The organism is Streptomyces sp. NPDC001828 (genome assembly GCF_042892175.1).
Classification (GTDB): Bacteria; Actinomycetota; Actinomycetes; order Streptomycetales; family Streptomycetaceae; genus Streptomyces.
Genome location: NZ_JBIATV010000012.1, coordinates 52275 through 64708, shown reverse-complemented (window position 1 = coordinate 64708; position 12434 = coordinate 52275). Strand labels below are relative to the sequence as shown.

Genomic DNA, 12434 nt, shown 5'->3' with positions numbered 1-12434 from the left:
CCCCCCCACCGGGCGGCAGACACCGAAAGGGCCCGGCCGGGCAACCCCGGACGGGCCCTTCTCGATTCGCCGGTGTTCGGACGCCCGAAAGCGCCCGGCCCGCGAACTCGGCCTGGATCAGGCCTTCTTGGTCTCCCAGAAGATGCGGTCGATCTCGGCGATGAGGTCGAGCGCCTTCTGGCCGGTCGCCGGGTCGGTCGACGCCTTGGCGGCCGAGAGGGCCTTCAGGGTGTCGTTGACCAGCTGGTGCAGCTCCGGGTACTTCTCGAAGTGCGGCGGCTTGAAGTAGTCGCTCCACAGCACCGAAACGTGGTGCTTCGCGAGCTCGGCGCGCTGCTCCTTGATGACCACGGCACGGGCACGGAAGTGCGCGTCCTCGTTGGCCTGGAACTTCTCCTGTACGGCCTTGACCGACTCCGCCTCGATGCGGGCCTGGGCCGGGTCGTACACACCGCAGGGCAGGTCGCAGTGCGCGCTGACCTTCACCTTGGGGGCAAACAGGCGGGAAAGCATTGAGCTGTCCTTCCTCGTGATCGTCTTCTCAGGTGGGACATTACTCGGTGAGAGACGGGATTTCGCGGGTGCCCCCATGGGCTTAGGTCAAAAGTCCAGGGGCACCCCGGGACTCGTGGCGGAACGTACCGTGGGAGTGGCGGCGGGGTGCCGGTGGCCGGGAGGTGGGTGACGTATGACGGATGAGGGGCGGGAGCCGAGGGTTCCGTTGGGGATCGCCGAGGTGCTCGGGACCTCGATGGTTCCCACGCTGCTGCACGGGGATCAGCTGCTCGTGCACTACGGCGCGGAGCTGCGGACCGGCGATGTGGCCGTGCTGCGGCACCCCTTGCAGCAGGACCTGCTGATCGTCAAGCGGCTCATGGAGCTGCGCGAGAGCGGCTGGTGGGTGCTCGGCGACAACACGGACGACGAGGTCGTGGACAGCCGGGCCTTCGGCGCGGTGCCGGTCGACCTCGTGCTCGGCCGGGTGCGCGGGCGCTACCGGCCGATGACGGCGGGGCGCCGGCGCACGGTCGGCTACCTGGCGTCCTGGGCCGTCTCCTCGGTGCGGCCGGTGCTGTCCGACCGCTCGGTCTCCAGACGCTTGCGGGCCCGGTAGGCGGCCACGTTGGCGCGGGTCGCGCAGCGGTCCGAGCAGTAGCGGCGCGAGCGGTTGGTCGAGGTGTCCAGGTAGGCGTTGCGGCAGGGCGCCGCCTGGCACAGGCCGAGCCGGTCGACGCCGTACTCCGTGAGGTGGAAGGCGAGCCCCATGGAGGCGATCGCGGCATAGCCCGCCGTCGCGTTCGAGGGGTGGTCGGCGAGGTGCATGTGCCACAGCGGGCGGTCGTCCTCGTCGCGGTGCTCATGGCCCGACACCTGCGGGCTGACCGGGAATTCGAGCAGCAGCGAGTTGAGCAGGTCCACCGCCTGGACCTCTTCGCCCCGGTCCGCCGCCTCGAAGACCGCCCGCAGCCGGGCCCGTACCGAACGGAAGCGCGTCACGTCCGCGTCCGTCGCCCGGCGGGCCGCCGACTGGTTCCCGCCGAACAGGTCCCGGACCGCGTCGACCGACGTCAGGGCGTCCTTGTTGCGGGCCGGCTCCTCGGTGTTGACCAGGCGCACGGCGTAGTCCGAGTAATAGGCCAGTTCCACTTGTAGTCCTTACGGCGGCGGTCTATGGTCTGAGGTGTTCACAAGTAACGGCTGGATACCCATCGAGGGTATTACAGACTGGCTGTGTAGGAGGGATCGCGGTGTCGGAGACTGTCACTGGGGCCGGTACGGGCACCGACTGGCGGGGCTGGCAGGACAGCTGGGACCGGCAGCAGGAGTGGTACATGCCGGACCGCGAGGAGCGCTTCCGGGTCATGCTCGACATGGTCGAGGCCTGCGTCGGTCCCGCGCCGCGCGTGCTGGACCTCGCGTGCGGTACGGGGAGTATTACGGACCGGCTCCTCAAGAGGTTCCCGGACGCGGTCAGTACCGGGGTGGATCTCGACCCCGCGCTCCTCGCCATCGCCGAGGGCACCTTCGCCGGGGACGAGCGCGTGAGCTTCGTGTCCGCCGACCTGAAGGACCCGCACTGGGCCGAGCCGCTCCCGTACGACACCTACGACGCGGTGCTCACGGCGACCGCCCTGCACTGGCTGCACGCCGAACCGCTCGCCGCGCTCTACGGGCAGGTCGCCGGGCTGGTCCGGGACGGGGGCGTGTTCATGAACGCCGACCACATGATCGACCCCGCCACCCCGCGCATCAACGCCGCCGAACGCGCCCACCGGCACGCCCAGATGGACCGCGCCAAGGCCAACGGCGCCCTCGACTGGGCCGACTGGTGGGCGCTGGCCGCCCAGGACCCGGTGCTCGCCGGGCCCACCGCGAAGCGGTACGAGATCTACGGCGAGCACGCCGACGGCGACATGCCCGCCGCGAGCTGGCACGCCGAGACCCTGCGCGCGGCCGGCTTCGCCGAGGCCCGGCCCGTCTGGGCCTCGCCCTCCGACACGCTGCTGCTCGCGCTCAAGTAGCGCGTCAACCGGCGCACGCGGAAGGGGGGTTACGGGCTGGTGCCCGTAACCCCCCTTCCGCGTATGCCTGCTTACAGCACCTTCGACAGGAACGACTTCGTCCGGTCGTGCTGAGGGTTCGTCAGAACATCGCGCGGGTGGCCCGCTTCGACCACCACGCCGTCGTCCATGAAGACCAGCGAGTCGCCGACCTCGCGGGCGAAGCCCATCTCGTGGGTGACCACGATCATCGTCATGCCGTCCTCCGCGAGACCGCGCATGACGTCCAGGACGTCGCCCACCAGCTCGGGGTCGAGCGCGGACGTCGGCTCGTCGAAGAGCATCAGCTTCGGCTCCATCGCCAGCGCCCGGGCGATCGCCACGCGCTGCTGCTGGCCGCCGGAGAGCTGCGAGGGGTAGTTGCCCGCCTTGTCGGCGAGGCCGACCCGGTCGAGCAGCTTCAGGGCCCGCTCGCGGGCCACCGCCTTGGACTCCCGCTTGACCTGGACCGGCGCCTCCATGACGTTTTCGGCCGCCGTCATGTGCGGGAACAGGTTGAAGCGCTGGAAGACCATGCCGATGTCCCGCCGCTTCAGGGCGACTTCGCTGTCCTTCAGCTCGTAGAGCTTGTCGCCCTTCTGGCGGTACCCGACCAGCTCGCCGTCGACGTAAAGACGCCCGGCGTTGATCTGTTCCAGGTGGTTGATGCACCGCAGGAACGTCGACTTGCCGGAGCCGGAGGGCCCGATGAGGCAGAACACCTCGCCCTCGGCCACCTCCAGGTCGATGCCCTTGAGGATGTGGGCGGGGCCGAACGACTTGTGGACGCCCTCCGCCTTGACCATCGGTTGTGCAGTCATGGGGTCACCGCCGCCAGTGGGAGAGGGACAGCAGGTTCGACTTGATGCGCTCCAGCGGCGTGGGCGGCAGGGCGCGCAGCGAACCTCGGGCGAAGCGGCGCTCCAGGTAGTACTGGCCGACGCTGAACACGCTGGTCAGGGCCAGGTACCAGATCGAGGCGACGAAGAGCATCTCCATCACCGCGAACGACGTCGCGGCCACGTCCTGGGCGCTGCGCAGCAGATCCTGGTACTGGACGGCGACGACCAGGGACGAGGTCTTCAGCATGTTGATGAACTCGTTGCCCGTCGGCGGGATGATCACCCGCATCGACTGGGGGAGCACCACGCGGCGCATCGTCTGCATCTGGGTCATGCCGAGCGCGTGCGAGGCCTCGGTCTGGCCCTCGTCCACCGACTGGATGCCGGCCCGGACGATCTCCGCCATGTACGCGCCCTCGTTGAGGCCGAGGCCGAGCAGCGCGGCGAGGAACGGAGTCATGACCGCGGTCATGTAGTCCTTGTAGAACCCGAGGTTGAGGATCGGGAAGATCAGCGCCAGGTTGAACCAGATCAACAGCTGCACGTAGACCGGGGTGCCGCGGAAGAACCAGATGTACAGCCAGGCGACCGAGCTGGTCACCGGGTTCTTCGAGAGCCGCATCACGGCGAACAGCACGCCGAGGATCAGACCCACCGCCATCGAGACGACGCTGATCAGCACGGTGTGCCACAGGCCGGCCAGGATGCTGGAGTCGAACAGCTTGTCCGTGACGGTCGCCCAGCGCACGTTGCCCTGGGCGAACGCGTACCCGAGCGCGCCGAGCACGGCGACGACGGCCACGGCGCTGATCCAGCGGCCGTAGTGGCGCACCGGGATGGCGCGGATGATGTCCGGCGGGACCTGCTCCGGGGCGGCTTCCGCCGGGCCCGGAGTCTTGTCGAGCTTGTCAGTCACAGCGACTGCCCTTCAGTGGTGCGCGGGTCAGGAGCCGCCGTTGATGGCTGCCTTGGTGACGGCGCCCTGTGCGCCGCCCCACTTGTCGATGGCCGTCTTGTACGAGCCGTCCTTGATGATCGCGTCCAGTGCGGCCGAGAGGGCGTCGCGCAGCTGGGTGTTCTTCTTGTCCACCGCGATGCCGAACGGGCCCGCGTCCGAGGGGTTGGCGACCGACTCGAAGTCGGCGCCGCCGCCAGCGGTCTTCGCGATGTACGCGGCGACGGGGGAGTCGTTCAGGTCGGCCACGGCGCCGCCGGCCTTGACGCGGGTCTGCGCCTCGGCGTCGGTGGCGAAGGGCTCGAAGGCCAGCTTGCCCTTGCCGTCCTTCTCGCACTTGGCGGCGAGGTCCTTGGCGGCCTGCTCGTAGGTGGTGCCGCGCTGCACGGCGATGGTCTTGCCGCACAGGTCGTCGGTGGACTTGATGCCCTGCGGGTTGCCCTTCTTGACCAGGATGCCGGTGCTGGCCGTGTAGTAGTCGACGAAGTCGACGCCCGTACCGGTCTTCTTGCCGTCCTTGTCAAGGCCTTCCTGGCGGGCCTTGGTGTCGCTCACCGAGGACATGACCGCGTCGTAGCGGCCGGTCGGCAGGGCGCCCAGGAGGGTGTCGAAGGTGCCGCTGGTGAACTCGAACTTCACGCCGAGCTGCTTGCCGAGGGCCGCGGCGATGTCCGGGTCGATGCCGACGATGGTCTCGCCCTGCTTGAACTCCATGGGCGCGTACGTGGCGTCCGTACCGACCTTGATGACGCCGGCCTTCTGGATGTTCGCGGGGAGCTTGGAGAAGAGCGGGGCGGAGCTGGAGCCCGAGGACTCGGGGGCCGAGCCCTTCTTCGTCTGGTCACCGCAGCCGGTCACCAGCAGGGCGCCCGCGACCGCGATCGCGCCGACCGCGGCAATCCGGGACTTGGAGGCGGTCGTACGGCGGGTGGTGCTTGCGGTCATGGTCGGGTTCCTCCGGCAGGTGTTGAGTGGAGTGGCCATGGAGTGCGTACGGACAACGAACGCACAGGTCCTGGGCGGTGGTCGTGCACGCATCCTCGGGTGTCGCGACCGCGGTGTGAACCGCGTGTGAAGTCGCATCTTGCCATTCGGACCCCGGAAATCAGGGTCGCAGCCATGTCAAAATCGGATAACGGGTCACCCCCCGAAGCCGACAAGGCCGGTACACCAAGGCACACCCGGCCGGACCATGTGCGGAATGCGTCTGCGCAGGCCGGAGATCCTCCGGTTCATCTCGCGTTGTGGACATGTTTCGTGCCGCGTAGCCGACTTGTCGTGACATCCCACCAAGAGTCGTGTCACGGTACGGAGGCCGCTTGCGACGCAGCGTCGGCGCTGAGCCAATATGGACTCGTCGGCGGACGCTTCTGTCCGGTAAGAAGGATCCTTACACCCCTCATCCGGGGCTCAGGGCGCGTGTGCGGCGCGCCCGCGCGTACGTACCTCCTCCCCGCGGGGCGGGCCAACCGCCCTCAGCGGGGAACGTACGCGGGTCCGCCCACCCCTCCTCAACAAGGAGTGGCCACCCTCAACTGATGAAGACTTAAGGGGTAAAACACAATGGCAGCGGAGATCGTCAATCCTCGCAGCGACAGCAGCACGGAGGGTTCGGACGAGCCCTTCGACCCGGCCTTCGCGCTCCACCGCGGCGGCAAGATGGCCGTGCAGGCCACCGTGCCGATCCGGGACCGGGACGACCTGTCCCTCGCGTACACGCCCGGCGTCGCGAAGGTGTGCAGCGCGATCGCGGAGAACCCGGAGCTGGTCCACGACTACACCTGGAAGTCACAGGTGGTCGCCGTCGTGACGGACGGTACGGCGGTGCTCGGGCTCGGTGACATCGGCCCGGAGGCGTCCCTCCCGGTCATGGAGGGGAAGGCCATCCTCTTCAAGCAGTTCGGCGGCGTCGACGCGGTTCCGATCGCGCTCGCGACCACGGACACGGACGAGATCATCGAGACCGTGGTCCGGCTCGCCCCGTCCTTCGGCGGGGTGAACCTGGAGGACATCTCCGCCCCCCGCTGCTTCGAGATCGAGCGCCGGCTCCAGGAGGCCCTGGACATTCCGGTCTTCCACGACGACCAGCACGGCACGGCCGTGGTCACCCTGGCCGCCCTGCGCAACGCCGCGAAGCTCACCGGACGCACCCTGGGCGACCTGCGCGCGGTCATCTCCGGCGCCGGCGCGGCCGGTGTCGCCATCGCCAAGTTCCTGCTCGAAGCGGGCCTCGGCGATGTGGCGGTCGCGGACCGCAAGGGCATCGTCAGCAGCGACCGCACGGACCTGACGGACGTCAAGCGCGAGCTCGCCGAGCTCACCAACAAGGCGGGCCTCTCCGGCTCCCTGGAGACCGCGCTCGCCGGCGCCGACGTCTTCATCGGCGTCTCCGGCGGTACGGTCCCCGAGCCCGCGGTCGCCTCCATGGCGCCGGGCGCCTTCGTCTTCGCGATGGCCAACCCGAACCCCGAGGTGCACCCCGACATCGCGCACAAGTACGCGGCCGTCGTGGCCACCGGCCGCTCGGACTACCCGAACCAGATCAACAACGTGCTCGCCTTCCCCGGCATCTTCGCGGGCGCCCTCCAGGTCCGGGCCTCCCGGATCACCGAGGGCATGAAGATCGCCGCGGCGAACGCGCTGGCCGACGTCGTGGGCGACCAGCTCGCCGCCGACTACGTCATCCCGTCCCCGTTCGACGAGCGGGTCGCCCCCGCCGTCACGGCGGCGGTGGCGGCCGCCGCCCGCGCCGAGGGCGTGGCCCGCCGCTGACCGGCCGGCTTCTTCTCGCCGACGTGCCGGGCTCCCCTTCGGGGGAGCCCGGCACGACTGCTTTCCGCCCGCTCCTCGCGGCGTGCGGGGCGTCACAGCCGTGGGAGGTTCCGGCGGCCGGGCCGGGCGCCCTAGGGTCAGGGCCATGTTCGCCGCATACGCCGCCCGCATCGACCGTGACCAGCCGCTCAGCGGCCTCGAGTTGGGGGAGCGGCCGGCCCCCGAGGTACGCCCCGGCTGGACCCTCGTCGACGTACGGGCCGCCTCCCTCAATCACCATGACGTCTGGTCGCTGCGCGGGGTCGGGCTCTCCGAGGACAAGCTGCCGATGATCCTCGGCTGCGACGCGGCCGGAGTGGACCAGGACGGCAACGAGGTCGTCCTGCACTCGGTGATCGGCCAGACCGGCCACGGCGTCGGCCCCGCCGAGGGCCGCTCGATCCTCACCGAGAAGTACCAGGGCACCTTCGCCGAACAGGTCGCCGTGCCGACCTGGAACGTGCTGCCCAAGCCCAAGGACCTGAGCTTCGCGGAGGCCGCTTGCCTGCCGACCGCGTGGCTGACGGCGTACCGGATGCTGTTCACCAACGCCGGTGTGCGGCCCGGGGATTCGGTCCTGGTGCAGGGCGCGGGAGGCGGCGTCGCCACTGCCGCGATCGTGCTGGGCAAGGCCGCGGGCCTGCGGGTCTTCGCGACCAGCCGCGACGAGCACAAGCGCGTGCGGGCGGTGGAACTGGGTGCGGTCGAGGCGTACGAGCCCGGGGCGCGGCTGCCGCAGCGGGTGGACGCGGTGATCGAGACAGTGGGCGCCGCGACCTGGTCCCACTCGGTCAAGTCCCTTCGCCCGGGCGGCACTTTGGTCATCTCCGGCGCGACCAGCGGCGACCGCCCCGCGCACGCCGAACTGACCCGCATCTTCTTCCTCGAACTCAAGGTCGTGGGCTCGACGATGGGCACGAAGGACGAGCTGGAGGACCTGCTGGCGTTCTGCTCGGCGACCGGCGTACGCCCCGTCATCGACGAGGTGCTCCCGCTCGACCGGGCGCGCGAGGGCTTCGAGAAGGTGGCGTCGGGCGACCTGTTCGGGAAGGTGGTCCTCACGGTGGGATGAGGCGGCGCGTCCGCTTCCGCTGAGCTTCGGGGCCGTTGTCCCGCGCGCAGGGCCGCGCGGGACAACGGCCTTTCGCGCGCGGAATCTGTCAACTCTGGTTGACGGTAGGTGCCTGTCAATGTAAGTTGACAGGCATGACCGAGGCCACCGATCTCGCCGCACGAGCCGGCGACCGCGACCCGAGGGTCGGACTGCGGGCCGTCGCCGCGCTGCGACGGCTGCTGGAACAGCTCGAATCCGTACAGGTACGAAGCGCCCGCAATCAGGGCTGGTCATGGCAGGAGATCGCCGCCGAGCTGGGGGTCAGCCGCCAGGCCGTCCACAAGAAGCACGGGAGGAATTGATGTTCGAGCGATTCACGGCGGATGCCCGTGGGGTGGTGGCGGGAGCGGTCGAGCACGCGTCGCGAGCGGGGTCCCCGGTGGTGACCGAGGAGCATCTGCTCCTCGCCCTCCTCGACCGCGAGGGCACGAAGGCGTCCTTCGCGCTGGCCTCCCTCGGCGTGACCGGCCGCCGCGCCGAACTCGCCGAGGCGCTGGCCGCCGGGCGGCGCCGGGGCGGGATGTCCAGGGCGGAGGAGGACGCGCTGGCCGGCCTCGGCATCTCCGTCCAGGAGATCGTGGCGAGGGTGGAGGAGGCCCACGGCCCCGGCGCGCTGTCCGGCGACGCCCTCGGCAAGGCGTGGCCCTCGGGCCGGCCGTCCTTCACGAAGGGCTCGAAGAAGGTACTGGAGAAGTCCCTCAGGCTCGCGGTCGCCCGCAAGCAGAAGCACATCGGGGACGAGCATCTGTTGCTCGCGCTCGCGGTGCTGCCGGGGCTGGCGGGGGAGGCTCTGGCGGAGTGCGGCGGGACGTACGCGGGGTTGGAGCGGGTGCTGTCCACCCCGGCCCCCTGACCCCTGCGCCCTGACCCCGGGCTCGCCCTCCGGGTGGGGCTTGGGAGGGTTTTCGCCCCGCCCCGCCCCTTCCCGCAACCCTCCGGGGGAGAGTGCTTCGGCTGCGGACCGTGTGTGGCTGGTCGCGCAGTTCCCCGCGCCCCTGAAGGCCTCGGTGCTGGACGGTGCAGACATGCCCAGCCCGTCATGGGGGTCCCCCCTGGCCCTTGAGGCCTTGGGGGAGATTGAGGGCGAGCGCCGTTCAGGCGCGAACGGGGTCTGGGGCGGAGCCCCAGGGTCGGGTCGCTCAGGGGCGCGGGGGGCGGAGGGCCGCGCCGATGTGGGCCGCCGCTTCGGCCAAGTGGCGGCGCGCCTGCCGCAGTTGAGGCTCCGTCACCCCGTGATCCCGGGCCGCATCCCGGATATCGTCCCGGAACCGGTCGAGCAGCCGGTCGAGGTCCCGCGCCGGGTCACCGGACGACTCCTCCCGCGCCCACTCCGGAACCGCGCCCGGCTTGCCGAGATCCACCCGCTCATCCGCCACGGGCGGCGCCGCCTGGCCGAACCCGAACCGCCCCAGCTCCTTCGTGATCTCGGCGAGCCCCTCGCGCACACCCGTCGGCCAGTCGCCGCGCGCGAAGTGCTCCTGCACTTGGCGCTGCACGTCCCGGGCCACCCGCTGCATCTCCTCGCGCGCGTTCTCCTGCGCCTCCTTGGCCTGGCGGCGCGCCTCCCTGGCCTCGTCGCGGGCCCGCCGGGACTCGTCCTTGGCCCGGCGCGCCTGCTCCTTCCACTCCTGCTTCGCCCGCTTGAACTCCTCCTTGGCCTGCTGCCACCCCTCCGCGTCGCCCCAGGCGCCGTCGAGGAAGTCGGAGGCCTCGGGGAAGCCCTTCCGGGCGCCACGGCCCGTGCCCGCACCCGGGGAGGTCTGACCCGTACGGGCCTCACGGGCCGCCCGGCGCATGTCGTCGCGCAGGCTGCCCGCCGCACCGCGTACGTCGTCACGGATCTCGGCGGCGAGTTCGGAGACGGACTCGCGGATCTCCAGCTCCAGGTCGGCGAGTTCACCGCCCCGGCCCGCCAACTCCGCGCGGCCCGCGTCGGTGATCGAGTAGACCTTGCGGCCGCCCTCGGTGGTGTGCGTGACGAGTCCCTCGGCCTCCAGCTTGGCCAGCCTCGGGTAGACGGTGCCCGCGCTGGGTGCGTACAGGCCCTGGAAGCGCTCTTCGAGCAGGCGGATCACCTCGTACCCGTGGCGCGGAGCCTCGTCGAGCAGCTTGAGGAGGTAGAGACGCAGGCGTCCGTGGGCGAAGACCGGGGGCATGTCAGAGCACCTTCTTGTTCGGGCCGGCCGAGCCGGACTGGTCATCGGCGGAGGACGCCTCGGTGGAGGGCGGCGCCTGCTCGACAGGGTCCTCCGCGAAGGGCGGCTCCTCGTCCGCCGGCCGGCGCAGCAGCGCGATCGAGCCGGAGACCGTCGTCGCCCGCAGCGTGCCGTTGCCCGCCCCCAACGTGCCGGTGATCTTCTTCGTGCCCCACTGCCCGCTGACCCGCAGGTCCTCGAACGCGCTGGAGACGGCCCCGCTCGCGGTGTTGGCCTCGACATGCGCGTCGGCCGGGTGTGGCAGCCGGATGGCCACCTCGCCGGAGACGGTCGTCAGCCGGATGTCGGTGGCCTTCGTGCCGGGGTCGAGGTCGAGCAGCATGTCGCCGCTCACCGACTCCGCCGCCACACGGCCTCCGGCGCCCTCGATGACCGTCAGATCACCGGAGACCGACTTGAAGTGGAGGTCACCGGTGACCGCCTGGGCCTCCAGGTTGCCGGTGACGCTCTCGGCCCGGACCGGGCCCGCGAGCTTGACCAGGGTGTGGTCGCCGCTGACCCCGCGTACCTCCGTACGTCCCCGTACCCCGGACACCACGGCCCCCGCGCCGACCGTGCCGACCTCGACGTCCGCGTCCGCCGGCACCGCGAGCGAGACCACCGCGCTGCGGTTCCAGCCCTTGCGTTCGAGCCACTTGAGGAAGCCGCGCCAGGGCAGGTCGTCGTAGGCGACGGTGAGCGTGGAGCCGTCCCGCGTCACGATCAGCGGGGGCCCCTCGACCCCCGAGATCTCCAGGCGGGCGGAACTTTCCTCGGTGCCGACCACGTTCACTGTTCCGTTGACGATGCGGACCTGGACCTTGGTCACCGGGCCGTCGGTCGCGTCGAAGGTGAGCTTCCGCGAATCTGGGACGGCCCACGTGGACTCGGACATGTGCTGACCTCCTGGGCGCTGTGACCGGACAGGGCATGACACGGGTGCAATACGGTGGATATGCCCTCCAGGAGAGACGCAACATATCGCGTCTCTCGTTAGACACGATATATCGCGGTTGTGGAAAGTCAAGGCCGCGCGCGACGGCCCGGTGCGAGCGGATCCGCCCCCGCACTATGGGCCCATACGCCCCTGCATAGAGGGAAATCACCCCAAAAATGGCCTAGCGTATCGATCATGACCGTCGTCGATACCGCCGCCCCCGGCGCCCTGCTCCTCTGCCGCGCCGAACCCCCGGCGGTCCGCCCGGTCGCCCATCTGCTGCGCGAGCGCATGCTGCTGGCCCCGGCGGGAGACGGCTGGAGCGTGCTCGTGCCCGCGGCCAAGCCCTGGCTGACCGGTGCCGGCCCCGTCGACGAGGTGCTCGCGGGCTGGGCGGGCGCGCTCACGGTCGGCGCGGGGCGGCCCGCGATCGCGCTGTGGTGGGACGACTCCCGGGCCGGCTACACCCTGGCTTCCGGCTTTCGCCGTACGGTCGGATACGTCTGGCTGTCCGACGGCACGCCGCTCGGCGAGAGCGAGGCGATGCGTACGTTCGCGGCCCGGCTCGGCCTGGATCCCGTACACGACATGGAGGCGCTCGACGGCCTCACCCGCCCCGATTCGGCCGCCGACGCCCGGGCCCGGCTCCTCGGCCTGATCGCGGTCCTGGCCCGCACGGGCGTGGTCCTGCCCGCCGGGCTCGGCCCGGGCGAACCGACCGACCGGCTGCGCTCGGTGGCCGCGGCGCACGGCGCCGAGCCGATCGAATGGTCCGGCTGGCGCGATGCCGTACGCGCCGAACTCGACGCGGTCGAGGACGGCCCGCTCGGCCCCTGGCTGCGCGGCCCCAAGGCCCGCCTAACCGGCGCCGCCCAACTCGCCGCCGGCCTCCCGCTCACGGCCTGGGGCCTCGCCCGGCGCAGCGGCGGCTGGACGACGGCGGGCGCGATTCTGGTGGCCCACGGCGCACTTGGTCTCGCGTACGACCGCATGCGGGCCCGGCCGGGCCGCTGACGCGTATTACGCGTCCGGGGGCCCGA

General features: G+C 70.9%; 14 protein-coding genes. 7 read left to right on the top strand and 7 right to left on the bottom strand.

Annotation, left to right across the window (positions count from 1 at the left end):
• Positions 1 to 117: 117 nt before the first annotated feature.
• Positions 118 to 513, bottom strand: a complete 396-nt coding sequence (gene sodN / locus ACFYZA_RS29080) for a superoxide dismutase, Ni (protein WP_053730656.1) — start codon at positions 511 to 513, stop codon at positions 118 to 120.
• A gap of 175 nt (positions 514 to 688) precedes the next feature.
• On the opposite strand from sodN, the gene sodX reads away from it, so the two are divergent.
• Positions 689 to 1114, top strand: a complete 426-nt coding sequence (sodX, locus tag ACFYZA_RS29075; RefSeq protein WP_382594188.1) for a nickel-type superoxide dismutase maturation protease — start codon at positions 689 to 691, stop codon at positions 1112 to 1114.
• Here the strand turns inward: sodX and ACFYZA_RS29070 are convergent.
• Entirely contained in the window at positions 1033 to 1647 is a 615-nt protein-coding gene (locus ACFYZA_RS29070; protein ID WP_382594191.1) for a CGNR zinc finger domain-containing protein, read from the bottom strand. The genes sodX and ACFYZA_RS29070 overlap by 82 nt on opposite strands.
• A 185-nt stretch (positions 1648 to 1832) precedes the next feature.
• Between ACFYZA_RS29070 and ACFYZA_RS29065 the strand changes: the two genes are divergently transcribed.
• Positions 1833 to 2522 (top strand): class I SAM-dependent methyltransferase, encoded by a 690-nt coding sequence (locus tag ACFYZA_RS29065; RefSeq protein WP_382594343.1) that lies wholly within the window; start codon positions 1833 to 1835, stop codon positions 2520 to 2522.
• Positions 2523 to 2593: 71 nt separating this feature from the next.
• On the opposite strand, the gene ACFYZA_RS29060 is transcribed toward ACFYZA_RS29065, so the two are convergent.
• Genes ACFYZA_RS29060 through ACFYZA_RS29050 form a run of 3 tightly spaced genes read right to left on the bottom strand, consistent with a single transcriptional unit; the run spans position 2594 to position 5282 of the window.
• Positions 2594 to 3361, bottom strand: coding sequence for an amino acid ABC transporter ATP-binding protein (locus tag ACFYZA_RS29060; RefSeq protein ID WP_382594194.1), 768 nt, complete (start codon positions 3359 to 3361; stop codon positions 2594 to 2596).
• Positions 3362 to 3365: 4 nt separating this feature from the next.
• A complete protein-coding gene (locus tag ACFYZA_RS29055; RefSeq protein ID WP_382594197.1) occupies positions 3366 to 4298 on the bottom strand; it encodes an amino acid ABC transporter permease in 933 nt (310 codons plus the stop codon).
• 27 nt (positions 4299 to 4325) lie between these two features.
• The gene (locus tag ACFYZA_RS29050) at positions 4326 to 5282 is read right to left on the bottom strand and encodes an ABC transporter substrate-binding protein (protein WP_382594201.1); all 957 of its coding nucleotides are present in this window, start codon (positions 5280 to 5282) and stop codon (positions 4326 to 4328) included.
• Between the two features lie 618 nt (positions 5283 to 5900).
• Between ACFYZA_RS29050 and ACFYZA_RS29045 the strand changes: the two genes are divergently transcribed.
• The 4 genes from ACFYZA_RS29045 to ACFYZA_RS29030 all read left to right on the top strand — a co-directional run bounded on the left by ACFYZA_RS29045 (position 5901) and on the right by ACFYZA_RS29030 (position 9115).
• The gene (locus ACFYZA_RS29045) at positions 5901 to 7109 is read left to right on the top strand and encodes an NADP-dependent malic enzyme (protein ID WP_161253341.1); all 1209 of its coding nucleotides are present in this window, start codon (positions 5901 to 5903) and stop codon (positions 7107 to 7109) included.
• Positions 7110 to 7254: 145 nt separating this feature from the next.
• Positions 7255 to 8220, top strand: coding sequence for a zinc-binding dehydrogenase (locus ACFYZA_RS29040; RefSeq protein ID WP_382594205.1), 966 nt, complete (start codon positions 7255 to 7257; stop codon positions 8218 to 8220).
• 134 nt (positions 8221 to 8354) lie between these two features.
• Positions 8355 to 8564, top strand: a complete 210-nt coding sequence (locus tag ACFYZA_RS29035) for a helix-turn-helix domain-containing protein (RefSeq protein ID WP_053730665.1) — start codon at positions 8355 to 8357, stop codon at positions 8562 to 8564.
• On the top strand, positions 8564 to 9115 hold the full coding sequence (locus ACFYZA_RS29030) for a Clp protease N-terminal domain-containing protein (RefSeq protein ID WP_388493583.1): 552 nt from the start codon (positions 8564 to 8566) through the stop codon (positions 9113 to 9115). Before ACFYZA_RS29035 ends, ACFYZA_RS29030 begins: the two co-directional genes overlap by 1 nt.
• Positions 9116 to 9401: 286 nt before the next feature.
• On the opposite strand, the gene ACFYZA_RS29025 is transcribed toward ACFYZA_RS29030, so the two are convergent.
• Positions 9402 to 10418 (bottom strand): helix-turn-helix transcriptional regulator, encoded by a 1017-nt coding sequence (locus tag ACFYZA_RS29025; protein WP_388493581.1) that lies wholly within the window; start codon positions 10416 to 10418, stop codon positions 9402 to 9404.
• A gap of 1 nt (position 10419) precedes the next feature.
• A complete protein-coding gene (locus tag ACFYZA_RS29020; RefSeq protein ID WP_388493580.1) occupies positions 10420 to 11352 on the bottom strand; it encodes a DUF4097 domain-containing protein in 933 nt (310 codons plus the stop codon).
• A 237-nt stretch (positions 11353 to 11589) separates the two neighbouring features.
• Between ACFYZA_RS29020 and ACFYZA_RS29015 the strand changes: the two genes are divergently transcribed.
• Entirely contained in the window at positions 11590 to 12408 is an 819-nt protein-coding gene (locus ACFYZA_RS29015; protein ID WP_388493578.1) for a hypothetical protein, read from the top strand.
• Positions 12409 to 12434 lie beyond the last annotated feature (26 nt).

Excerpts from the sequence above, each read along its gene's own strand:
- ACFYZA_RS29015 (WP_388493578.1), top strand. The coding sequence starts at position 11,590 with ATGACCGTCGTCGATACCGCCGCCCCCGGCGCCCTGCTCCTCTGCCGC.
- ACFYZA_RS29050 (WP_382594201.1), bottom strand. The coding sequence starts at position 5,282 with ATGACCGCAAGCACCACCCGCCGTACGACCGCCTCCAAGTCCCGGATT.
- ACFYZA_RS29030 (WP_388493583.1), top strand. The coding sequence starts at position 8,564 with ATGTTCGAGCGATTCACGGCGGATGCCCGTGGGGTGGTGGCGGGAGCG.
- sodX (WP_382594188.1), top strand. The coding sequence starts at position 689 with ATGACGGATGAGGGGCGGGAGCCGAGGGTTCCGTTGGGGATCGCCGAG.
- sodN (WP_053730656.1), bottom strand. The coding sequence starts at position 513 with ATGCTTTCCCGCCTGTTTGCCCCCAAGGTGAAGGTCAGCGCGCACTGC.
- ACFYZA_RS29025 (WP_388493581.1), bottom strand. The coding sequence starts at position 10,418 with ATGCCCCCGGTCTTCGCCCACGGACGCCTGCGTCTCTACCTCCTCAAG.
- ACFYZA_RS29020 (WP_388493580.1), bottom strand. The coding sequence starts at position 11,352 with ATGTCCGAGTCCACGTGGGCCGTCCCAGATTCGCGGAAGCTCACCTTC.
- ACFYZA_RS29060 (WP_382594194.1), bottom strand. The coding sequence starts at position 3,361 with ATGACTGCACAACCGATGGTCAAGGCGGAGGGCGTCCACAAGTCGTTC.
- ACFYZA_RS29040 (WP_382594205.1), top strand. The coding sequence starts at position 7,255 with ATGTTCGCCGCATACGCCGCCCGCATCGACCGTGACCAGCCGCTCAGC.
- ACFYZA_RS29045 (WP_161253341.1), top strand. The coding sequence starts at position 5,901 with ATGGCAGCGGAGATCGTCAATCCTCGCAGCGACAGCAGCACGGAGGGT.
- ACFYZA_RS29065 (WP_382594343.1), top strand. The coding sequence starts at position 1,833 with ATGCCGGACCGCGAGGAGCGCTTCCGGGTCATGCTCGACATGGTCGAG.
- ACFYZA_RS29035 (WP_053730665.1), top strand. The coding sequence starts at position 8,355 with ATGACCGAGGCCACCGATCTCGCCGCACGAGCCGGCGACCGCGACCCG.